This window comes from Clostridium sp. CTA-1, assembly GCF_054768215.1.
In genome coordinates this window covers 173,004-195,934 of sequence record NZ_BAAAAP010000006.1, presented here as the reverse complement: position 1 = coordinate 195,934, position 22,931 = coordinate 173,004, and the positions used below count along the sequence as shown (strand labels likewise).

Annotated in this window: 21 protein-coding genes and 1 riboswitch; of the genes, 4 read left to right on the top strand and 17 right to left on the bottom strand. The window is 26.8% G+C overall.

All coding sequences use genetic code 11. From position 1 onward, the window contains the following. Positions 1-291: 291 nt before the first annotated feature. The 4 genes from lepB to ACYUEW_RS06900 form a co-directional block, all read right to left on the bottom strand. Positions 292-900 (bottom strand): signal peptidase I, encoded by a 609-nt coding sequence (gene lepB, locus ACYUEW_RS06915; RefSeq protein ID WP_045517461.1) that lies wholly within the window; start codon positions 898-900, stop codon positions 292-294. 52 nt (positions 901-952) lie between these two features. After that, complete coding sequence (locus ACYUEW_RS06910) at positions 953-1,390, bottom strand: hypothetical protein (protein WP_003488541.1); 438 nt, start codon at positions 1,388-1,390, stop codon at positions 953-955. Then, positions 1,380-1,592 carry a helix-turn-helix transcriptional regulator gene (locus ACYUEW_RS06905; RefSeq protein WP_003488539.1) on the bottom strand — a complete coding sequence of 71 codons (213 nt, stop codon included), beginning with the start codon at positions 1,590-1,592 and terminating at the stop codon, positions 1,380-1,382. Before ACYUEW_RS06905 ends, ACYUEW_RS06910 begins: the two co-directional genes overlap by 11 nt. 141 nt (positions 1,593-1,733) lie before the next feature. After that, positions 1,734-2,084: a tRNA-binding protein gene (locus ACYUEW_RS06900; RefSeq protein ID WP_003488537.1), complete on the bottom strand. Its 351-nt coding sequence runs from the start codon at positions 2,082-2,084 to the stop codon at positions 1,734-1,736. 331 nt (positions 2,085-2,415) lie between these two features. Here ACYUEW_RS06900 and ACYUEW_RS06895 point away from each other — a divergent pair, with 331 nt between their 5' ends. Beyond that, positions 2,416-3,270, top strand: a complete 855-nt coding sequence (locus ACYUEW_RS06895) for a pentapeptide repeat-containing protein (protein ID WP_460276508.1) — start codon at positions 2,416-2,418, stop codon at positions 3,268-3,270. A gap of 313 nt (positions 3,271-3,583) precedes the next feature. Here the strand turns inward: ACYUEW_RS06895 and ACYUEW_RS06890 are convergent, their stop codons facing one another. The 3 genes from ACYUEW_RS06890 to ACYUEW_RS06880 all read right to left on the bottom strand — a co-directional run bounded on the left by ACYUEW_RS06890 (position 3,584) and on the right by ACYUEW_RS06880 (position 6,791). Continuing rightward, complete coding sequence (locus ACYUEW_RS06890) at positions 3,584-4,588, bottom strand: CPBP family intramembrane glutamic endopeptidase (RefSeq protein ID WP_460276507.1); 1,005 nt, start codon at positions 4,586-4,588, stop codon at positions 3,584-3,586. Positions 4,589-4,622: 34 nt separating this feature from the next. Next, positions 4,623-5,060 (bottom strand): GNAT family N-acetyltransferase, encoded by a 438-nt coding sequence (locus ACYUEW_RS06885; protein ID WP_003488531.1) that lies wholly within the window; start codon positions 5,058-5,060, stop codon positions 4,623-4,625. 480 nt (positions 5,061-5,540) lie between these two features. Beyond that, complete coding sequence (locus ACYUEW_RS06880; RefSeq protein WP_460276506.1) at positions 5,541-6,791, bottom strand: dicarboxylate/amino acid:cation symporter; 1,251 nt, start codon at positions 6,789-6,791, stop codon at positions 5,541-5,543. Positions 6,792-7,177: 386 nt separating this feature from the next. Here ACYUEW_RS06880 and ACYUEW_RS06875 point away from each other — a divergent pair, with 386 nt between their 5' ends. Further along, the gene (locus ACYUEW_RS06875; RefSeq protein WP_096044688.1) at positions 7,178-8,047 is read left to right on the top strand and encodes an AraC family transcriptional regulator; all 870 of its coding nucleotides are present in this window, start codon (positions 7,178-7,180) and stop codon (positions 8,045-8,047) included. A 316-nt stretch (positions 8,048-8,363) separates the two neighbouring features. On the opposite strand, the gene ACYUEW_RS06870 is transcribed toward ACYUEW_RS06875, so the two are convergent. From ACYUEW_RS06870 to ACYUEW_RS06835, 8 genes are all read right to left on the bottom strand, one after another. Next, a complete protein-coding gene (locus ACYUEW_RS06870) occupies positions 8,364-10,208 on the bottom strand; it encodes an extracellular solute-binding protein (protein ID WP_172819811.1) in 1,845 nt (614 codons plus the stop codon). Continuing rightward, positions 10,208-11,167, bottom strand: a complete 960-nt coding sequence (locus tag ACYUEW_RS06865) for an ABC transporter permease (RefSeq protein WP_003488527.1) — start codon at positions 11,165-11,167, stop codon at positions 10,208-10,210. The genes ACYUEW_RS06870 and ACYUEW_RS06865 overlap by 1 nt, the downstream gene beginning before the upstream one ends. Then, entirely contained in the window at positions 11,167-12,249 is a 1,083-nt protein-coding gene (locus ACYUEW_RS06860; protein WP_043031350.1) for an ABC transporter ATP-binding protein, read from the bottom strand. Before ACYUEW_RS06860 ends, ACYUEW_RS06865 begins: the two co-directional genes overlap by 1 nt. A 664-nt stretch (positions 12,250-12,913) precedes the next feature. After that, on the bottom strand, positions 12,914-14,611 hold the full coding sequence (locus ACYUEW_RS06855) for a methyl-accepting chemotaxis protein (RefSeq protein ID WP_460276505.1): 1,698 nt from the start codon (positions 14,609-14,611) through the stop codon (positions 12,914-12,916). A gap of 337 nt (positions 14,612-14,948) precedes the next feature. Then, the gene (locus ACYUEW_RS06850; protein ID WP_025776265.1) at positions 14,949-15,710 is read right to left on the bottom strand and encodes a hypothetical protein; all 762 of its coding nucleotides are present in this window, start codon (positions 15,708-15,710) and stop codon (positions 14,949-14,951) included. Further along, positions 15,710-16,405 carry an ABC transporter ATP-binding protein gene (locus ACYUEW_RS06845; protein WP_460276504.1) on the bottom strand — a complete coding sequence of 232 codons (696 nt, stop codon included), beginning with the start codon at positions 16,403-16,405 and terminating at the stop codon, positions 15,710-15,712. Before ACYUEW_RS06845 ends, ACYUEW_RS06850 begins: the two co-directional genes overlap by 1 nt. Further along, positions 16,398-16,778: a GntR family transcriptional regulator gene (locus tag ACYUEW_RS06840; protein ID WP_043031348.1), complete on the bottom strand. Its 381-nt coding sequence runs from the start codon at positions 16,776-16,778 to the stop codon at positions 16,398-16,400. The genes ACYUEW_RS06845 and ACYUEW_RS06840 overlap by 8 nt, the downstream gene beginning before the upstream one ends. Before the next feature lie 332 nt (positions 16,779-17,110). Next, positions 17,111-18,247, bottom strand: a complete 1,137-nt coding sequence (locus ACYUEW_RS06835) for a YecA family protein (RefSeq protein ID WP_460276503.1) — start codon at positions 18,245-18,247, stop codon at positions 17,111-17,113. A gap of 593 nt (positions 18,248-18,840) precedes the next feature. On the opposite strand from ACYUEW_RS06835, the gene ACYUEW_RS06830 reads away from it, so the two are divergent. Further along, positions 18,841-19,071 (top strand): ground-like protein, encoded by a 231-nt coding sequence (locus ACYUEW_RS06830; RefSeq protein WP_460276502.1) that lies wholly within the window; start codon positions 18,841-18,843, stop codon positions 19,069-19,071. Positions 19,072-19,165: 94 nt separating this feature from the next. On the opposite strand, the gene thiT is transcribed toward ACYUEW_RS06830, so the two are convergent. After that, positions 19,166-19,849 (bottom strand): energy-coupled thiamine transporter ThiT, encoded by a 684-nt coding sequence (gene thiT / locus ACYUEW_RS06825; protein WP_460276501.1) that lies wholly within the window; start codon positions 19,847-19,849, stop codon positions 19,166-19,168. 55 nt (positions 19,850-19,904) lie between these two features. After that, a riboswitch (TPP riboswitch) is annotated at positions 19,905-20,010 on the bottom strand. Between the two features lie 75 nt (positions 20,011-20,085). Next, positions 20,086-20,487 (bottom strand): large-conductance mechanosensitive channel protein MscL, encoded by a 402-nt coding sequence (gene mscL, locus ACYUEW_RS06820; RefSeq protein WP_003359836.1) that lies wholly within the window; start codon positions 20,485-20,487, stop codon positions 20,086-20,088. A gap of 635 nt (positions 20,488-21,122) precedes the next feature. Between mscL and cplR the strand changes: the two genes are divergently transcribed. Then, positions 21,123-22,781, top strand: a complete 1,659-nt coding sequence (gene cplR / locus ACYUEW_RS06815) for an ABC-F type ribosomal protection protein CplR (protein ID WP_460276500.1) — start codon at positions 21,123-21,125, stop codon at positions 22,779-22,781. Positions 22,782-22,931: the final 150 nt, after the last annotated feature.

Below are 22,931 nucleotides of genomic sequence, written 5' to 3'. Positions count from 1 at the left end.
CCTACAAATATAGAAAATGTACAAATATAGAATTCATTAGTAAAAGCTTTAATTTTTTATAAATCCAACAAGGTCCAGAAACAGAAATTTTTAAAATATTAACAAGCAATTAAAAGAATTAATTTAAATTTGTGGTATTCTTAAAATGAGAATAAGGGAAGCTATTTAACTTCCCTTAAAAATTATTAATTATTATATAAAAATATTCTTTTAAAACGAAACTTAAATTATTATTGTTATAATAAAATCTAAGAAAATTATATTACAGCAACATAATATTTATAGAAAATTCTACTTTACCTTTCCCACGTGATTGAAAGGATATACCCTATATATTGCCTTACCTTCTACTTGTTTATAATCAATAAGTCCAAACATTCTACTATCTTTACTTATAATTCTGTTATCACCCAAAACAAACAATTTGTTTTCTGGAACCTTAATAGGAAGTTTAAATTCTCTTTCAATAGTTTCCCCTTTTACATAAGATTCTTCAAGTTTTTTGCCATTTAAATATAAATGTCCATCTTTAATATCAATTTCATCCCCCGGAATACCAATTACTCTTTTAATTAATCTATCATCTTTTTCTATAGAATCATTGTTATTATTAAATATGGATATTATATTATCTACCATTTCTAAAGTGTCCTCGGCTATAGTTCCCTTTTCTTTATTTTCATGAAAAATAATTATATCTCCTTTTTTAGGTTCTGCAAAATTATAACTTAATTTATCTACTACTAATTGTTCATTAGTAAGCAAGGTGTTCTCCATAGAATTTTGTTGTACTCGAACCTTTGCAAAAACCTTACTATTAACTAAACCTGCAATAAGAATAGCCCCTAAAATAGAGAAAATCCAACTTTCAATCTCTTTTTTAACTTTTCTCTTATCCATAATGTTTTTCCCCCTCTAATTCAAAAATTAAATCACAATGCTATGATAGTAATTAATTTCTCTTATCATAATAAAAATAACTAAACATTTCAATAATTATCATAATGGTAGGAACAATGCCTACACCAATAAAAATACCAATGAAAATATTATTTTTTGTCACTTTAAATGCAATTCCAGATAGTATTGCAATAATAGCACAAATTAAAAATGTAATATCAAAAGCCCTACTTTTGGATTTAATAGTAATAAACTTTTCTCGTTCATCATCATTTTGCTCGTCTTCTTTTGTGCATTTGCTATTTAAGCTTCTATATACTTCTGTTACTCCAAATAAGATACAAAATGTATCTATTATAATAGATTTGACAATTCTTAAGGTGTCTAGATTGCTAAAGCGTGTAATTATAAATGGAATACTAATTGCTGCTAATAATAAAAATGTCATACCACTTAAAAATTTCTTTTTATTATATATTTTAATATTCATTTTCCAAATTCTCCTTTAAACAATATAACTCTTCAATAGTGGTGTTAAAAAGGCGGGCTATTTTATATGCCAACATAATTGAGGGATTGTATTGTCCTTTTTCAAGTGAAATAATGGTTCTGGAAGAAACTGAAACTAAATCGGCAAGTTGCCGTTGCGTCATATTCGATGCTGTTCGTAATTCTTTTACTTTATTTTTCACCTATACACCTCCCCAAAATAAAAAATATGAAGCCAACTTCATGTGAAGTTTACTTCATATTATCATTGTATAGATATATTGTCAATTATTAACTAATAAAATTTACTTTGCACTTTGAGAATGTTACGTACTATTAAGTATCTATCCCACTCTTGTGCCATTAGGTATTGGTTTTTCAGGTTGTGCTAAAACAGGTATAATACCATCAGCATATCCTATATCAAAAAGCATCCCTTCAGAAACTTCACCTGCCATTTTCTTTGGAGCCAAATTAACTACAAATAATGCCTGTTTACCTTCAATTTCTTTAGGGTTATCTCTTTCCCCCTTCATTCCTACTAATATAGTTCTGTTGAATTCACCGAAATCAACAGATAACTTAACTAATTTATCTGATTTCTCAACATCTTCAACTAATTTAATTGTTCCCACTCTAATATCAATCTTGTCAAGTACATCCATATTGATATTTGCTTTAACTGGCGCAACCATATTGTTTCCTCCTTTACATCCTATTTTAACTAATTATACCATAATATAAACTCTTCTCTATTTTATTAAATTTATTTTTTCTCTATTCATTATAATTTGTTTTCTGTTATCTTAAATTTAAATAGCTTCTGATTAAACTTGAAAATTCAATAATACAGTGTTTTAAATTTGCATGTTTTCTACTTAACTATAAGATTTATAGAAAACATGATATAATTTTAATATTCGTTAAGTCGTAATTGTAAACTAAATTATCTAAATAAATACTAATGAATCATATCACAAATTAATTAAGAAAATAAAGGCTGATATAAATGGAGTGATAATAATTATGATACATAAAGATAAAGATAGAGAACTACAAGAGAGTTTAAAAATTGATTGTAAAAATTGTTTTGGGTTTTGTTGTACTGCATTATATTTTTCTAAGTCAGATGGATTTCCAAATGATAAAGAAGCAGGGAATCCCTGTATAAATTTAGATGAAGAATTTAAGTGTAAAGTCCATAAAGAGCTTAGAAAAAAAGGGTTAAAAGGATGTACTGCATATGATTGTTTTGGAGCAGGACAAAAAGTTGCTAAAGTTACTTACAAAGGTGAAAATTGGAGAGAGAATCCTGGAATTTCTCAGCAGATGTTTGATGTATTTTTAGTTATGAGGCAAATTCATGAAATGTTATGGTATTTATCAGAGGCTTCAAGAATGCAAGATGATTTAAATATTAAATATAAAATAAATAATATGATTATGGAAATAGTTAAAGTCTCTAATTTAGATGGAGTTTCATTAATAAAGTTAGATTTAGTTGTATATAGAAGTAAAGTAAATGCACTACTTTTAGAAACAAGTAAATTTATAAGAAATAAATATAAAAAAGGTAAAAGTTCTAATATAAATCATAAGAAATTAATAGCAGGACGATTAAATTTAATTGGGGCAGATTTAAAAAAGAAAAGATTAGTAGGAGAGAATTTAAGTGGTGCACTTTTAATTGCAGCAGACCTTAAAGGAATAAACTTAAGTGGAGTAGATTTCTTAGGCGCTGATTTAAGAGATACTGACTTAAGAGGTGCAGATTTATCAAGAAGTATTTATCTTACACAACTTCAACTAAACTCTGCCAAAGGTGATACAAACACACAATTACCAATATCATTAAGTCGTCCAGAACATTGGTGTGATTAAATATTTATAAATAATATTCTTATTTAATATCATAACTGAAAAACGAATGATTTACAAAAACACCGTATTATTAAGTTCTGATATGCTCTCCTTAAAGTGGACGGATTTAAAAATAAAAATCTGTTACTGAAAAAGGTAGCATATCAAACCTAAATTTTACGGTGTTTTTACTTACCATTTCAAAATATTAAATAATAAAATCAATTTAAATAGTCTTTAATCCCTATGATTTTACAAATGTCTACTGAATGATTGTTTCTAGTTTAATTATATACAGTCCCCTTACTTTCTTAAAGTAGCTAAAGATTTCTACCTAAGCACTATAATTAGAAACTTCAGCTTCTTTTTTACTATATTCTTTAGTAAATAAGAAAGGTAAATAGACTACAAAAATACAAAACAAATTTATTAAGACTGCTTTCCCGCTAAGAACAACATCTGCTCCTGTGCCACCATAAAGAATAGCACCAAGATTATTATTGATAAAATGGATCATAGAAACAGCCCATATGTTTTTCGTCTTCATATATACAAATCCAAAGAATACACTATAACCAATGCAAATAATAAGCTGATTTATAACAGAATAAAAAGAAGTTTTTGGACTATAATAAAATAAGTTCAATGGCAAATGCCATATCCCCCAAATAACTCCTAAAAGAATTATTCCTTTTCGTTTCCCTAATCTCTCCTGAAGGGCTGTTTGAAGAAAATATCTCCATCCATATTCCTCTCCAAAAAATATAATAAAGGTAAGAGGAAATAAAAGTGGTAATAAAAACATTCCTAACAATCTCTTTGGATCTTTGAAAGGAGCAATGAAATCTTTAACGTCACCAAAAATAAGTTCTCCTAAAAGAATTGCACATAGATACAAAATAACAAATAACAAAGTATACCTGATAGATTCTCCAGAATTTTTACCAATCTTCAATCCGAAAGCATCTATCTTGTCTTTTTCATCTGAAAAATACATAGTTATTAAAGCAAAGCTTCCTATAATGGTATAGCATTCCACATACCAGCCTGGATTTTTATGAAATATAAATATCTGTACCAAAATATACAAAACTAAAGTAATAGTAAAAAACAAATAGACTCCATAAAATTTTATTGGTAACTCTTTACGTCTGTTCTTGTTTAGCAATAAAGCTATCATAACACCCGTAGCTGGATAGCACATTTGTACCAGCGGAAAAGCATCTATTTTATATTTAGAATATGCAAATGCCATAGCAATTCCCATAACTGCAGTAAAGCCAAAGGTTACTACCAAAAATAAAATAAGATCTTTCTTTGAAACACTGTGCTCAGACATTTTTTACCCCCTCATAAAATATATAAGAATGTAATTAAAGTTCTTTCCCCATAACAACCATTTCATTATTTGATTGTAATCCTCTTTTTTTATAAAATCCTTCTGTCCTATAATCCTTTGTAGTAACTAATGTAATCTCAGTTATACCTTTACCTTTTAAGCGATTTTCAAATTCTTCAAAAATTTTTGTACCAAGCCCTTTATTCCGTATATCATTCCTAACACAGAATTCTTTAATATTAAAAACAACACCATCATAGAACTGCTCTTCACTTCCTAAAATCATGCCGCAAATTAACTCATCCTCATATGCTACAAGCCCATATGAAGATTCACAATTTATCATTTGATATAAACGTTTTGAAGCAGTTTCAATTGTCCACTTGTCATTCCAAGGTGGAGAGTTAAATGTATGCACATATATATCTACAACCTCTTTTATATCTGATACTGTCATCTCTTTAAAATTCACAACTAGTCCTCCTTATATGTTTTATTTAAACATATATTTACTTATAAATTACATTTTTTTATTCAATATTTTCTGCCATTCTCTACTTAACAATAGTTTAATTATATCCATTATAAACATTATTTTAAATATAATATATATTTTTACTTATTATAAAAAAGCACTAAAATATATTTTAAGAAAAAACAGACATTCCAATTCTCATCCTTCCTTCTCCCTATTTAAAATTACCACAAGAGCTTTTAAAGGTATTAAAACAAGAAATACTTTTAGAGAGTATAGATATCTATAAAAATAATAAGAATACTTTATTTGTGGATTAATAAGTAAACAGAACGTTTACTTAGCTCTGCTGCCACAGGACGTGGCATTAGAGCGTTAGCTTAAATATTAAGGAACAAATATTAGTATTCTTTATTTTTATAGCTATCTATTGACTAAAAGTATTTATTGTTTTAATTATCAACCTTTAAAGACTTTTTAAGCTGTAATTTTCTTAACCCAATCTTTTCCTTCTACAAGTCTTGTTATCATCATAGCACATACTGTATTTCCTGTGGAATTTAACAAAGTTGCTGGAGCATCTATTATAGTGCTTATAACTGCCACTATTCCTAAAACTTCAGGGGCAAAGCCATATATACTTATGATAAGCATTGCACCTATTAATCCTCCGCCAGGAATAGCTCCCATAACAGCTCCTATTAAATAAGACACTACAATTATTGTAATTATTGCTTTGAAACTAGTCATATCATGACCAAATAATCCAAGTAAGAAAGTTATTTTTAAAACTCCCCCTATAACAGATCCATCTTTATGAGTGTTTGCTCCTAAGGGTATAACTGTCTCTCTAATATCCTTTGGCACCCCCATATTTTTTGTGCTTTCTAAATTAACAGGAATAGATGCTGCACTAGAGCACGTAGCAAGGGATGTTATTGAGGGTGCTAATGCATTTTTCCAAAATACTTGTATCCCTGTTTTTCCTGCTGCCATATATGCATATATAGTAAACATAATAAAATAATATACCAAAGTAAGTACCAAATATAATATAAATACTCTCACATATCCTTCAATTATTTGTGGTCCAAGCTGTCCTATTACTGAAGCAAAATAACAACCAAGTCCTATTGGTGCTGTATACATTATTATATCTATCATTTTTATCATTACAGTTGAACCAGCTTCTAAAAACTTTGCAACGGGTTTGCCCTTTTCTCCAACCATAGCTGTAGAAATACCAAAGATTATTGAAAATATAATAATTTGTAGCATATTTTTTCTAGAAAATAATAATGCAAAATCCGATACTGTAACTGTATTTACAATCTGTTGTAACATACTTACCTTTTCTTTATTTTGAACTTCGTTAACTGTATTTGCCATTATTTTTTGCATAGTAGAAGGATCTACTCCCTTTGTAGGGTTTATTATTAAAGTTCCTATAACACCAATTACAGCTGCAATTAATGCGGTAAAAGTAAATACTATAAATACACTTAATAAAATCTTTCCTAATCTTTTCATATTAGCCATATTAGCAATGGCTGAAGCCACACTAAAAAATACTAAGGGTACAATTGCAGTAAACATTAAATTTAAAAATAAATTACCTAAAGGTTCCACTACTTCAGCTCTTGGTCCTATAATTAATCCAACTATCCCTCCTATAATTACAGAAATCAGTAATATTATAGACCATTTATAATTTTCCCATAGTTTCATTTTATCTCCTCCAAATTTATACATAACTTTATAAAATCTATTTTTACTTTCATATTTTAAGTCATATAAACAAATTCTTAGATTCATGTTAAATTTTAACTTCAATTTAAGGTTATAAATTGCTTATGTAGAAAAGTATTGTACCTTATACATAGTATAAGAATTCTAAATATCTAAAGTTCAAAAATTATAATATCTCCAGCTTTAAAAATAAGAATATTAGCTATATTATAGTTAACAGATAAAATAGATTATTTAAAACTATTAAACAAATAAAATCTATAATATATTATATATATAATTTTTACTATTTTTGTTGTTAAAACTGCTATTAATGTTGCAAAAACTGCTATAATATATATATAAATTTTAAGGATGGGATAATAATGGATATAAAAAACTCCTCATCAAATATAAAGAGAGGATATTTAAAAGAAGATTTTAGATTTTTTCATTTAAAAGATAAAAAAGATATGGAATTTGAACTTCATTATCATGACTTTAACAAAATAATCGTTTTTATATCTGGTAATGTTAGTTATCTTATAGAAGGGAAAGCTTATAAACTGAAACCTTGGGATATACTTTTCGTAAGCAGTAATGATTTACATAAAGTTATAATAAATAATGATGAACCATATGAAAGGATAATAATATGGGTTAATTCAAAATTTTTAGAAATGCATAATAAAAATAACAACAACTTACTTACTTGCTTTCAATTATCTTCTAAGCTTAAAATTAATCTCTTCCGTATGGAAGAACATAATATTTCCTTAATAAAACATACTTTATTTTCTCTTGAATCTGCTACAAAAGATAAGGAATTTGGCAACATTGTATTAAAAAATTCTTTATTCATTCAATTAATGGTATACCTAAATAGATTATTTATGAATAATACAAACCACATAGAAAAAAATGATATAGAATATGATAAGCAAATAGAAGAAATTATAAATTATATAAAGGAAAATCTTCAAGAGGATCTATCTATAGATACTTTATCCTCTAAATTTTTTATAAATAAATATTATCTTATGCACAAATTTAAATCCCAAACAGGCTATACTCTTCATAAATATATACAGCAAAAACGATTAGCTTTTTCTAAATCTCTTATATTAAAAGAACACAAGATTACAGAAATATATATAAAGTGTGGATTTGGGGACTACTCAAGCTTTATACGTGCATTTAAAAAAGCCTACGGAATCTCTCCTAAGGATTATTACAAGAACTTTAAGAACTATTAGAATTTAAAATTTCACCATATTAGCAGTAAGATAAGATAAAAATATGAATAACCTTTAGCAGTTTTTGATCTGGAGTAATTTAAAATTAACCTGATTTTTTATAAAACGTGATAAGGCATCTCTGAAACTTAAAATTAAAAGTGAATAGTTTTTAGTTATAGAAGTTTTACTTAAACTTTGCTTAACCAAAATTTAGAAATTTCTTCCTTAACTCTTAACTATCCACTTTTTAATGCTTTTATATTTACGGCTTTTAAATTAAATCTATTTTATTTTAAACAAATTTCTTAAAATTATACCTAAAATTTAACTGTATTTATTTTTTACTATTTTTAATTTCAGTCCATATGTCATCATATAATTTTGTAGTTTCTCCTACATCCTTAATAAGCTCATTTCCTTCTACCGCTTCTCTTGGTGGATAAACAGCTATATCCTTTAATTTATCTTTATCCATCAAAGGATATGCTGCCTTATTTGGATTTGCATAAGGAAATTCTTCAGACACTTGGGCACTTATTTCTGGTTTATATATGAAATTTATAAATTCCTCTGCTAACTTTTTATTTTTAGCCTTTTTAGGTATTACAAAGTTATCATATTGAGGAATTACACCCTCTTTTGTTAAAACTACTTCTAAATTAGGATTTTCAAGTTTAGCAAGATATGCTTCTGTTCCCCATACATATCCTATAGAAGCCTCCCCATTTATAAGTAAAGTCTTTGGTGATTCACTATCAAAGGCTTTTACATTTGGCATTAATTTTATTAAATCCTCTTTAGCCTTTTGAAGTTCCTTTGGATTTTTTGAATTTATAGAGTATCCATTCTTTTGTAGAGCTAGCCCTATCATAACCCTTGGATCATCTAAAATTACCATAGAATTTTTAAACTGACTATCCCATAGATCATCAAAAGAAGTAATTTTTTTAGTTATTTTAGTCTTATCTATTACTATATTGTTGCCTCCCCACATATAAGGTAAGCTATAAGTATTTTTAGGATCAAAGGCTAAATCAAGTACATTTTCATCTATATTAGCTAGGTTTGAAATATTATTTTTGTCTATTGGTTGAACTAATTTTTGTTTAGTCATTATTTCAATAGCATAATCACTGGTAACTACCAAGTCATAAGGCACATTACCTCCCATTAACTTTGCAAGCATTTCTTCATTAGATGAAAAAGTCGAATAATTTACCTTTACATTGTATTCTTTTTCAAACTGTTCAACAACAGACTGCGGTAAAAATTCTGACCAGTTAAATATATTTAGCACTTGCTTTTCTGTTTTAGCTGTATTACTGAAAATAGTAAAGCCCATACCAGTAACCATTAATAATATTACTATAAAGGATAGCGCCTTTTTTACTTTTTTATTTTTAAGCATATTTCTTCTTATACCTTCAGCTATAACTACCATACTTAAAGTAAATACCATCATCACAGTAGATAGTGCATTTATTTCAGGGGTTACACCAAACTTAACCATAGAAAATATTTTAAGTGGTAAAGTATTACTATCTGGTCCTGCCGCAAAAAAACTTATAATAACATCGTCTAAAGATAGTGTAAAGGCAAGCAGTGCTCCTGATATAATTCCTGGTGATATTACAGGTAGTGTAACCTTAGTTAAAGTTTGCCAAGGTGTAGCACCTAAATCTTGAGCTGCTTCTTCTAGTGCAGAATCAAATCCATCTAACCTAGCTCTAACTACTATAATAACGTAGGAAATACAAAAGGTTATATGAGCAAGTATTAAAGTTATAAGTCCTGCAGGCAAATTAAGGGAAGAGAAAAAAGCAAGCATAGATATGCCCATAACTATTTCAGGAATAACTACTGGAATATAAAGTAGTCCCTCCATAGCCCTTTTCCCCTTAAATTTATATCTATACATACCTATAGCAGCTAAAGTTCCTATAATTACTGCGAAAAAAGTACTTATAAAAGCTATTATTAAGCTGTTTTTTAGTGCTTCTAATATCTGAGTATTATTTATTAAATTTTTATACCAATCTAATGTAAAGCCTGTAAAGGTAGCATTTAGTTTAGACTTATTAAAAGAAAATACTACTAGAACAAAGATTGGCAAATATAAAAAAATATAAACTAAAGTTGCATATATTTTACTTAGTAACCCTTTATTGTTTTTCATCATTAGCTAACCTCCTTTGTTCCCTTCTTTGGTTTATTTCCTTTAAAATAAAAACCTATAGCTATAAGCATTAAAATAATTAATATTACTGCTATAGCTGAACCAAAGGGCCAGTCTCTAGAGGTTAAAAATTGATTTTTAATTAGGTTTGAAATTAACATAGTTTTACTTCCACCCATTAAATCAGATATAAAGAAATAACCTAAGGTTGGTATAAATACAAGCATACATCCCGCTATAATACCCGGTAGAGTTAAAGGTAATGTTATTTCTTTAAAGGTTTTGTAAGGCGATGCTCCAAGATCATTGGCAGCTTCTATATAACTCATATCTAATTTTTCTATGGAAGTATAAATAGGTAGCACCATAAAAGGTAGCATTATATAAAGCATTCCTATAAATACAGCACCATCTGTATAAAGCATTTGCATTGGAGCATCAATTAATCCAAATCTCATAAGATATGTATTAATTACTCCCTCTGTCTTTAAAAGTATTATCCATGCATAAGTACGTACTAAAGAATTAGTCCAAAAAGGTAATATAACTAATAATAATAATAGTCCTCTATGTTTTTTATTTGCTCTTCCAATAAAATATGCAAAGGGATAACCTATAAGCAAACACCCTAAAGTAGTACTAATAGAAATTATTAAGGTTTTAATTAAAATTTGTCCGTACATAGGATCCATAAGCCTTTTATAATTTTTTAGTGTGAAAGGTAATCTTACGTCTCCATATTCACCTCTTGATAAAAAACTAACCACTAATACAAGAAGTAAGGGAACAACAAAAAATGTAATGAGCCATAGGGCAACGGGCCCCACTGTTTTAAATATAGGGGTAGATTTTTTTACTTTACCTTTTATTCCTTCTTTGTTTTCTAAAATAATATCCGTATTTTTGTTATGCAATTGCTTTTTAAAAATATTTGAAAAAGCATTGCTAAATTTCCCCCACATTAGTGCATCACCACAGCATATTTAGGATTCCATGTGGCAAATACATAGTTTTCATTGTGGTTATCTAGAGAATACACATCACTTATAGGCTCTGATACCACAAACTCTCTTCCATTTTGGGTAACAACAACGGTTTTAATCACAGATCCATTATAAATTCTTTCTTTAACACTTACTCTTATTCCTACCATTCCATTATCCACATTATTGGAAAGTTTGATTCTCTCTGGTCTAATAGCAAGGCACACTTCTTGTGTCATAGATGTAGGAGATCCAGTTATTAAAATTTCTTCTCCGTCATCTTCATCTAATAGATATTTATTATTATTCTTTTCCAAAATTTTCCCTTCAAATAAGTTAGTTTCTCCAATAAAGTTTGCAACAAACTTAGTTTTTGGTCTTTCATATATATCCGCTGGGGTTCCAACATGTTCTATAACACCTTTATTCATAACCACAATCCTATCTGACATAGTTAATGCCTCCTCTTGATCATGGGTTACATAAATAAAAGTTATCCCTAACTTTCTTTGAAGTTGTTTTAGCTCTAGTTGCATTTGTTTTCTAAGTTTTAAGTCTAATGCTCCTAAAGGCTCATCTAATAAAAGCACCTTAGGATTATTTATAACAGCCCTTGCTATAGCCACTCTTTGCTTTTGCCCACCGGAAAGTTCACTTGGCATTCTATTCTCATACCCTTCAAGTTGCACCATCTTTAACATTTCTGTTACTCTTTCTTTGATTTGACTTTCTGGTACATTTTTAACCTTTAACCCAAAAGCTACATTTTCAAAAATATTCATATGTGGAAATAATGCATAACTTTGAAATACAGTGTTAACACATCTCTTATATGCAGGCATCTTTGAAACTTCTTCACCATCTATGAAAATTAATCCATCACTTTGGTCTTCAAAACCTGCTATCATTCTTAATGTTGTTGTTTTACCACATCCACTTGGACCTAAAATAGTTAAAAATTCTCCTTTGTTTATATCTAGAGAAACTTTATCAACAGCTAAAGAATTATTCTCCAAGAATTTTTTACTAACATTTTTTAATTGAACCATTACCTCAATCAAGAAAATCACCTCTACCTTATAATATTTATTTATATAGATTTAAGTTAATTATTTTCTAAATTCATTGCTTTATTTTAGCTACATTCAATTCTATAAATACAAATTATGTAAAATTTATTACTACTTTTATAAAATTAAGTTGATCAAATAGAAATTTATAAATAAATAACCCCTGTGTAAAAATCACAGGGGTAAAGATTTTGCAATAATAATTTATAGCATAAGTAAACAATCTTTTTATATGGATTTGGAGTTAATTTAAGTCCTAAAAAAGTCATAAATAATTCCTTAATACAGTTTTTCATATATACATGAAAACTGAAGTATTTTTTTATCCATCCGCCCCTGTTTTTTCTTTATTTTTTGCTAATATAAAATTCCTACTTAGCAACTTGTCCGTAATCATAACATCCCTCTTAACAATTTTTTTATTATTTACAAAGTTAAATTCATAAATTTATGAATTATTTTTTAAATCTATCAGATTAGATTATAGCAAAGCTATAGAGAAAATTCTACAATTTATTTCATATAAATTGAAATAATTATGAGAAAAATTCCTTTATAGTAATTAATACTATGCTTAACCTGTCTATTATGACAATAATGAGCTATATTAAAGAAAAACTGTGCAATTTAAAAATTTACACAGTTTTTTATAATATTATTTTACTTTAAACTTTTTAACCATATTACTTAAATTATCGGATAACTCTGATACCTTAAGTGCATTTTGAAATACAATTTCTATAGAATTACTTTCTTCCTGAACAGAAGCTGTAGTTTCCTCAATACCTGCTGAGGTCTCTTCCGATACTGATGCTACTCTTTGAATTTCTTCTTCTATCTTTTTACTATTTTGCTGTATATTATCGAACTTACTAGATACATAATCAATTTTGTCTACTATTTCTGAAATATTCACATCTATAATTCTAAAGGTTTCTCCTGTCCCTTTAATTTGATTTGTTCCTTTTTCTACTTCTTCATAACCTTTTTCTAAAGAGCTTGCTACAGTTTTAGATTCATTTTGAATAGATATAACTAATTCGGTTATTTCATTAACTGAATGACCAACTTCTTCAGCTAATTTTCTAATTTCATCTGCTACTACAGCAAATCCCTTTCCTGATTCCCCTGCTCTTGCAGCTTCAATTGCAGCATTTAAAGCTAACAGATTAGTCTGCTCAGATATACTTTTGATAACCTGAACCAATTTAGATATCTCTTGAGATTGAAAGTCTAATCTATTTACTTTTTGTACTGATTCTTTAACAATATCATTTATGGAAATAATTTGGCTAACAGAACTCTCCATTTCATTTTTTCCCTCTTTAGTTATACGTAGCACTTCCTTTGATGATATTTTAAGAGATTTCTCACTTTCATTTGCCTCTTCAATGATATTGTTTAAATTTTGTGAGGAACTAGCAACTTCACTAGCGGATACCGCTTGTTCTTCTACACCTTCTGACATTTCCTCCATTGTAACTGTTATTTGCTCGCTTCCTTCTTTTATTCCTTGGGAAATTCTAATAAATTCATCACTTTGTTTCTTGATATCTAAAGTTGTATTTATTATTTGAATTATTAAATTTTGTAAACTTTCTAGAAGATTATTGAATGAAGAAGCTATTTCCCCTACTTCGTCCTTACTGTTGCTTTGTATCCTAGAAGTTAAATCCCCCTCATTATTAGAAAGTTCTTTTAATTTATCTGATATTTCAGCTAGGTTAGATATTTTTTTTACTAATACTATAAAAGTAAATATAATTAATCCTATAAGTATAATAATTAACCCTATTGTAATATTAAATAGCATATTAGATTTTTTTCTTTCTGCTTGTACATCAGATTCATTTCTAGAATTCATTTTTTTTTGAAATTCTAGAATTGGTTCCTCTATTTTTGCTTTATTATTATCATAATTCGAATCAAACATTAGCTGCCTTGCCTTATTAAAATCCTTTTTCTCAACAGATTTCATGGCTTCATCTTCTATCTTTACTAACTCATCCGAATTATTTTTTGACTCTTCAATTAAATTTAATTCTTCTTGTGGTGACCCTAATTCCTTCAATCGTTCTACCACGTGATCCCTTGTTTTTGTCTCTTTTACCTCTTTCCAATAATTATCATAAAACTTTTGTTCCCCAAATTGTACATATCTTCTCGCTTGATTTGTTAAATAGTCTGATGCATTTCTAAGATCTATTCCTAATTGTTTAAATTCCTTTTGCCTTTCAATAGTTAGTCTTTCATTTTTAAAACTTTGCCTTAGAGAATATACACTAAAAATATTAGCTAAAATTATAACAGTAAATATTGCACCCATGATTTTTAAAAATTTTGAAATTTTCATTTTATCACCTCTACAAAAATATTTTTTTAATTTTTTAAATATATTTTAGATTCTGTAAATTTCTCTTAGAATAATATTATCTCTATTAAATATTCCTTATATTAATTAATTCGACATTTATTGATATATTTCCTTTATTTTCTTAATGTTATAATTTCTTGTTTTTTATTTTATATTTTTATACATATTTTTTTAAATTCGTTAATATATGGGGTTAGTTCTTTAAAGTTTTTCACATATACAATACTCGTAAATTAAATATATAAAGGCTATGAATTCAGAAGTATAATATTCCAAATTCATAGCCTTTTAAATTTAAAATGAAGTTTTTATTTCATCAAAATTCAACTTTCTCTTGTAACAAATATGATACTACAATAAATAATGCCACTGCAAACACTACATCAAATATTGTAGAAGCTATATTAACATTTACAAAATCTAAAGAAGCCTTAGCACTATTAACTGTATTTGATATAACTATACTAGGTCTTATAGCTAATTGTATAGTTTGAGGAAAAATTTTTGTTAACCATATGGATAACTTACCTACAATTATGCATATACCAACAAATATACCGAATGATCCTAATTTTCCAAGTTTCTTCTTTCTAATAGCAACTCTAGATAATGCTATGGATACATATATAGTTAATAATAAACTTACATACTCAAATATTCCTACAATGGTTACAAGGGAAATGTTTTTAAAAGTTAAATATGATACAATATGTTGATGTATTAAAGAACTATTCATAAAATTCATATATATAAATATTCCTGCTACTATATTTACTAATATAATTTGAATAACTGATGTTATTAATTTAGCCCCCAGTATACTTCTTCCCTTCACTGGTAGTGTAAATATTAAATAAGAAGTATCTGAATAAAGATCCTTACTAAACATATTTATATTCCATATTAAAACTACTAAACAGGCAAAAGAAAATATCATTATTGATAATAGAAATATTATTTCTCTTGGCCATTTATTTATTTTATAAAAAAGACCTAAATTAGATAAAACTACTAAACTTAATAATATCAAAATTTCTTTATAATAACATTTCAAATTATATTTTATAAGCTTCCCCATTATTGAAATACCTCCTTATATAATTCATCTATAGACATTCCTTTTTCCATTCTAAGTTCTTCTGCTATACCACTTAATGCTATCTCTCCCTCAGATATAAAGAAAACCTCATCAAAAATTCTTTCTATATCATTAACTAAATGAGTAGTAACTATTATAGTGCTATCTTCACTATAATTATTTACTATGGCATCTAATATTTTATCTCTACTTACTGGATCTACTCCACCTAAAGGTTCATCTAATAAAAATAATTTTGCTTTTCTAGATAAGGTTAATGTAAGAAGTAATTTTTCAAGCATCCCTTTAGATAGTGAAGTAACCTTACTTTCTCTATCTAAATTCATAAATTCTAAAAGTTCGTTACATTTTTTCTCATCAAAATCTTTGTAAAAATCTTTATAAAACCCTACAGCATCTTTTATTTTCATCCATTTATACAAAAAGTTTTTATCTGGTAAATATGCAACTTTAGCCTTTGTGCTTACCCCTGGAGCCTCTCCATCTATTAATATTTCTCCTGAACTATATCTTAATATTCCTGCTGCTATTTTTAAAAATGTGGTTTTTCCACTGCCGTTAGGTCCTAATAATCCTACTATTTTTCCCTTCTTTACTTCCATCGCAAGTCCATTTAATGCATTTTTATTAAAATAACCTTTCTTTAAATTAGAACAAGTCAATATCTTATCCATTATTTATATCCTCCTTTTCTAATTCCTTTCTCACTAAATTTAATATTTCTTCTTTTTTAAAACCTATTTTTTTCATACCTTCTAAAAAATTTTGTACTATTTCTCTACTCATTTCCTCTTTTAGCCTTTCTATTATTTTTTTATCTTTACTAATAAAGGATCCCATTCCCCGTTGAGTAAAAATTATACCTTCTCGTTCTAGTTCCTGATAAGCTCTTTGTAATGTATTTGGATTAACAGTAAGCTCCTTAGAAAATTCTCTAACAGATGGAAGTTTATCTCCCAAATGAAAGCTACCATTAACTATATTTTGTTTTACATAATTCATTATCTGAATATATATTGCTATTTTATCATCGAATTTAATTTTCAAAACTTCACCTCCAAAGTTCTACTGTACTATTTAAATAGTACACTAGTGTTATAGTATTGTCAATATAATTATAAAATTTATTTTAAAAATAATCATTTTTTTCTCTTTTTATATTGTTTAAAGTTTTATGGCGAGTACTTATATAAAAAATATTTATTTCTAATTCTATATAAATTAATATTTTATTGTACATAAAAATGCTCCCCTTACGGTATACAGATCTTTATTTTTTAATCTATCTACCTTAATGGGAGCATATAATCTTTTCTTATTTATCTACTCTACAGTACACTTTATTAAAAATTCTAATGGTACTCTTTATTTTAATTTTACTACTTATTTAAACAACATTTTTTGTACTTTTTACCACTACCACAAGGACATGGATCATTTCTACCTATTTTACCCTTATGATTAACTTTTTCTACTTTTTCATATATTTTATCTTCTTTTAATTTTATTTCAGTTATACTGTGACCTCTTAAACACCATTTTTCAATATTATTATTTATTTCAGTTATAATATCTTTTATGTCTCTTTCTATTTCCTCATTCTTCAAATATATTCTTCCTTTTATATCTTCAAATATATAATCTACAGAAAAAGCATTTTTCATAAGGCAACTTGTAGAATACATTAGTTCATTTAACTTTTCTTCCTTAATATTTAGATTTTCTTTCATATATTTCTTTAATTTTTCTAGTGGCTTTATATAAAATTCTTCTTTATTAAATTTTCTTATATAATTAATACTTAACTCTTTGTAATCTAAATATTGTATTGCTTTATGTCCTTGTAGCACATAAGATAAATTAATCACATCTTCCACATAATAAGTATTATCTTGTTTCTTTATTCCATAATAACTTCTATTATTATCACTTAATAGATTAGTTAAGTAGCTTCTATCGAATTCTATTTCTATATTTCTATCTTTTCCATAATTTAAGTTGGAAGACATACTATGTATAATTTCATATAATTCTTCTAAACTTAGGGCTCCATAATAATGAAGCAAAACTTGAACTACTTTAAGTATATCCTTTGATATATAAAATCCTAAGTTAAATTCTTCCTCTTCTATAAAGTTTTCTCTTATATTATCTTTTAATTCTTCTGGTATAACAACTTTATTTTTGTCCTCATCTATTTGAAATATTATGCCTTTTTTCTTTAAATCATTAATTGCATTATCAAATTTATTTGTATTTTTATTTATATATTCTATCTCATCAAAATATCTATCTAAAAAAATATATTCATAGAAACCAATATTACTTATTACTTCATTTAAATTATTTTGTAATTCACTTTCTAAAACATGAACTAGTTCCTTTTTATTTAATTTACTTGCTCCTTTTACATCTAAGGATTTTCTTATATCTGTTAAATCACTTTTAGTTAAATTATTTAATAATGTTTCTAAATTGTTTTTTTCATTTAATTCCGGTATGTTATTACAACTCACAACCATTCTCCTATTCTGTATATTTTATTTTGTATAATGACACAATCTTAATTGTATATAAATAATAACTTTTTTTCAATACTCATCATAGGCTGTCATAGTAATATAAAGTAACATTTTTTTATATTTTTCATATACTACTATTATAACTAAAGATAATATCTTGATATACAAACTCTAACGTTATAAGTAGAGGTGATGATAACATGGGACACACACATCATAACGATGAATGCTACGAACGTAGCTATGGATACAATGGCTTTGGTTGTGGCGATAATAATATTTTAATAATTTTAATATTATTATTTCTATTGTGCAACCGCTAAGATGAACTAAATAGACTATATAGCCTATAAAAGACTTTTAAAAATATAAAAAAGGGGTATTTCAAAGTGATTTTGAAGTACCCCTTTTTAAAATTATAATGACACAATCTTAATTGTATATAAATAATAACTTTTTTTCAATACTCATCATAAGCTGTCATAATAATATAAAGTAACATTTTTTTATGTTTTTCATATATTACTATTATAACTAAAGATAATATATTGGTACACAACTCTAACGTTATAAGTAGAGGTGATAACATGGGACACAAACGTCATAAACACAAATGTTGTGGTTACGAAAAGTACGAATGTTGCGGACCTAGCTGCGGATGCAACAATTTATTCGATGGTTGCTGCAATAACAACTGTGGTTGTGGATGCAATGGCTTCAGCAATTTATTTGGAGGTTGTTGCGGTAACAGCTTTGGTGGTGGTTGCAGTAATCCTTTAATACTTTTAGTATTATTAGGTCTGTTCTGCAACCGCTAAAATAAACTAAATAGATTATATAGCCTGTCAAAAGTTATAAAAATATAAGAAGGGGTATTTCAAGATAAACTTGAAATACCCCATTTTTTAATTTTTACTCTTGAGCTGCTAATAAATATTTAGGATTTATACTTTTTAATAGCCTATGAACTGGAATTAATTTAAATATTACTATACAAATTATAGCTTCAGCTCCTATTATAGGTATATTCACTGATAATGAGTATATAATAGGTCCCATTCCCTCTGGGGCAAAGGAACCAAAAAATACTACTCCAGATATAAAGTGACATAAGAATTTAACAAAAAAAGCAAATAATATACTTAAAGTTCTATTATTTCTAAAATATCCTGCAAGACCTATGGCCAAATATGGTAATGGATAATCGAACAACATTTGGATTGGATGTAATATAAAAGGATCTGTTATAAGAGAAATCAATCCATATAAAAATCCTGTTAAAAATCCAATTTCTTTTCCATAAGCAAATGTAAGTAACAGAATAGGAACCATAGAGCCTAGAGTCACACTGCCACCTTGTGGAAACCTATATATTCTAAAAATATTGAGAATAGTAGAGAGAGCAAGAGCAATTCCAATTTGAGTTATTGTTCTTGGGTTTAATTTAATTTTTTTCAGTTTAAATACAGAAATAAATATAACTAAAAAAGCTATTATTGCTAAAATTGATAATGGACTTTTTAATATTTCTGCCATTTTGCCCGAAAATCCAGAAAAAGTTTGAAAAAATCTTTTTCCCCATTCTAATGATTGCATAAAAAAACCTCCTATATTGTGCTATAAGGAAGTTTGAGTTTAAAAATGTTTAATTTTATTAACACTCAAGCTTTCCTACGCTGGTATTAACCAGATCAGGTTAGAGGGTTAATGAATTTATCATTTCTCAGCCATAACTTTTGGCACCCCTAGCACTTAATTTTATTTACATAATAATTTTATTACTAATAATTATAAGTGTCAACAAAGAAAACCTTCACATCATAAATAAATTATTAGGATTTATTTTCCTTTAACAAATCCCTTATTTCTGTTAATAAGATTTCTTCATTACTTATTTTAGGTTCTTCTTTTACTTCCTCTTCCTTTTTCTTGAACTTATTTATTAATTTAATAAACAAAAAAATAGAAAAGGAAATTATTAAAAAGTTTACTGCTGCCTGTATAAAATTACCGTATTTTATAGAAACTACTGTTTTTTCTGAAAAACTCATTGTAAATTTTAAATTAGTAAAATCTATACCACCTATTAACAATCCTACTAAAGGCATTATAATATCCTCTACTAAAGAAGTTACTATTTTACCAAAAGCTCCACCTATAACCACACCTACTGCTAATTCCACAGCATTTCCTTTTACTGCAAAGTCTTTAAATTCTTCAATTATATTTTTCAAAATTAAAACCTCCATATTTAACTATAAACTATTATGTATATTATAATAAAGATGATTTATTTTCAAGAATTTTATTCTAGTAAAATATTCATGCATTGTTACTTATATCATTAAATTCAAAATCATTGTTTGCTCCTTATCTTTAGATAATTAGTTATTTTATTTTGTTTAGCAAATTTTCTAACTATATGTGACTTATTATGTTAGTAACAACATGAATTTATTTTCAAAAATGCAATTATATGCTATAATAAAATAAATTAAGGCACATGAAAATAAATAACAAATCAAAGATGGCAGTATATTTTGTGTTAGACAAGGAAGCAGGTTCCGTCGCTAGTAGTGCTATCGGCGGGTTCTGCTAACGCAGTATAGCTCAAAATAGACTGTCATACTGACTTGTTATTTATTTAAATGTGCCTAAAGAAAGAACGAGGTAGTTTCACCAATGAGAATGTAATTTACACTTTTATTTTATTAAGTATGACAAATCAAATTAATTTTAAAAGATTCTATGAAATTAGGCTTTTTTGTTGTACTTAAAACTTGAGAGAGTAAATTATTCTAGGGGATACTTATACCTTTTTACGGAATTATTATATACTCTCTCCTAAATTTAAGGAGGGATTTTTTTTATGGTATTAATAAAATTAGATAAAGTAAAAAAATATTATGAAGATAAGTTAATTTTAGATATAGACAATTTAGAAATAAAAGAAAATAGCAGAATAGGAATTGTTGGAGAAAATGGAGCTGGTAAAACAACTCTTATTAAAGTTATTTTAGGTGAACTAGATATTGATGAGGGAAAAGTATTTTTTCATGCTAATTATTCATATATAAGCCAAAGTGAAAATTATGCTGGCTCCTGCGATGATAGCAGAATCAAGAGTATATTAGGTGCACCAGATAATTATAATGAATTTTTATCCGGTGGAGAAAAGGTGAAAATTGGTATTAATCAAGCTCTTAGTTCTAATAGCAACTTTCTTATAGCAGATGAGCCAACAGCTAATCTTGACACTAATACTATAAAAAGCATTGAAAAACTTATAAGTGAATATAAAGGAGGACTTTTATTAGTTTCTCATGATAGAGATTTTTTAAATAATCTTTGTGATAATATATTAGAAATAGAAAATGGAAAAGTTAAATTATATAAGTATGGTTATTCAAAATATCTTAAACTAAAAGCTGAAGAAAAAGAAGTTGAAAAAAGAGAATATGAAGAATATATAACTGAAAAAAAGAGACTTGAAAAAGCTATGATGGCAAAAGAAAATCAACGAGATTCTATTAGAAAAGCACCTAAAAGAATGGGAAATTCGGAAGCAAGACTTTTTAAAATGGGAGATCAGAAATCAAAAAAACACTTAGATGGAAATATAAAATCTTTAAAAAGTAGAATTAATCATCTTGAAGTGAAAGAAAAACCTATTTCTAGCAAAGATATTAAAATAAAAATTACTGAAGGTAATAAAACACCTTCCAAAACAGTAATAGAAGTAAAAGATTTAGATTTATATATAGGTAATAAACTTCTTATAAAAGATGGAAATTTTAAAATAAAAAACGGTAAAAAAGCAGCTATTATTGGTGAAAATGGCTGTGGTAAAACAACTTTAATAAAAAAAATATTAAAAAGAGATACAGAAAACATTAGATTATCAAAGTATATTTCTATAGGATATTTTGATCAAAATCAAGACATTTTAGATAAAGACAAAACAATATTAGATAATATAAAATCAACTAGTTCTTATGATGAAAGCTTTATGAGAATACAATTAGCTGGATTTGGGTTTAAAGGAGACACTATATACAAAAATGTTTCTATATTAAGTGGAGGAGAAAGGGTTAAAGTTGCACTTTGCAAAATAATTTTAAGTGATACTAATACTTTGATTTTAGATGAACCTACCAATTATTTAGATATAAAATCTATTGAAGCTTTAGAAAAGGCACTTATTAATACAGACAAAACAATTGTAATGATATCTCATGATAGAGCTTTTATTTCTAGTATATGTGATTATATAATTGAAATAAAAGATACTAAGCTAAATTGTTTTTCAGGTACTTATACTGATTTCACTGAAGAAAAGGTAAACTATGAAACTAAAAAGCATGAAAACCATATTGAGCGTGAAAAGAAGGAAAAATTATTAATCTTAGAAAATAGACTTTCAAAAATAATTTCAGAAATATCTTTGGAGAAAGATTTGATAGTTAAAGAGAATTTAAATGAGAAATATATTAAATTATTAAATGACATTAAATTATTAAAAAAGTAACCAAATTAAATTATAAAAAAATAACTAAATTTCTATTATAAAAAAAGTGCATATTAAAATAGATTTAATTTTAATCCGCAGATAGAAAAAATATATTCATAAACCATTCATTTTGCTAAGTAGTTCTAAATATGGCTACACTAAAAATTT

Bases quoted from the DNA above. Each gene is read 5' to 3' on its own strand.
- lepB (WP_045517461.1), bottom strand. From the start codon at position 900: ATGGATAAGAGAAAAGTTAAAAAAGAGATTGAAAGTTGGATTTTCTCT.
- ACYUEW_RS06910 (WP_003488541.1), bottom strand. From the start codon at position 1,390: ATGAATATTAAAATATATAATAAAAAGAAATTTTTAAGTGGTATGACA.
- ACYUEW_RS06900 (WP_003488537.1), bottom strand. From the start codon at position 2,084: ATGGTTGCGCCAGTTAAAGCAAATATCAATATGGATGTACTTGACAAG.
- ACYUEW_RS06895 (WP_460276508.1), top strand. From the start codon at position 2,416: ATGATACATAAAGATAAAGATAGAGAACTACAAGAGAGTTTAAAAATT.
- ACYUEW_RS06890 (WP_460276507.1), bottom strand. From the start codon at position 4,588: ATGTCTGAGCACAGTGTTTCAAAGAAAGATCTTATTTTATTTTTGGTA.
- ACYUEW_RS06880 (WP_460276506.1), bottom strand. From the start codon at position 6,791: ATGAAACTATGGGAAAATTATAAATGGTCTATAATATTACTGATTTCT.
- ACYUEW_RS06875 (WP_096044688.1), top strand. From the start codon at position 7,178: ATGGATATAAAAAACTCCTCATCAAATATAAAGAGAGGATATTTAAAA.
- ACYUEW_RS06870 (WP_172819811.1), bottom strand. From the start codon at position 10,208: ATGATGAAAAACAATAAAGGGTTACTAAGTAAAATATATGCAACTTTA.
- ACYUEW_RS06865 (WP_003488527.1), bottom strand. From the start codon at position 11,167: ATGTGGGGGAAATTTAGCAATGCTTTTTCAAATATTTTTAAAAAGCAA.
- ACYUEW_RS06855 (WP_460276505.1), bottom strand. From the start codon at position 14,611: ATGAAAATTTCAAAATTTTTAAAAATCATGGGTGCAATATTTACTGTT.
- ACYUEW_RS06850 (WP_025776265.1), bottom strand. From the start codon at position 15,710: ATGGGGAAGCTTATAAAATATAATTTGAAATGTTATTATAAAGAAATT.
- ACYUEW_RS06845 (WP_460276504.1), bottom strand. From the start codon at position 16,405: ATGGATAAGATATTGACTTGTTCTAATTTAAAGAAAGGTTATTTTAAT.
- ACYUEW_RS06830 (WP_460276502.1), top strand. From the start codon at position 18,841: ATGGGACACAAACGTCATAAACACAAATGTTGTGGTTACGAAAAGTAC.
- thiT (WP_460276501.1), bottom strand. From the start codon at position 19,849: ATGCAATCATTAGAATGGGGAAAAAGATTTTTTCAAACTTTTTCTGGA.
- cplR (WP_460276500.1), top strand. From the start codon at position 21,123: ATGGTATTAATAAAATTAGATAAAGTAAAAAAATATTATGAAGATAAG.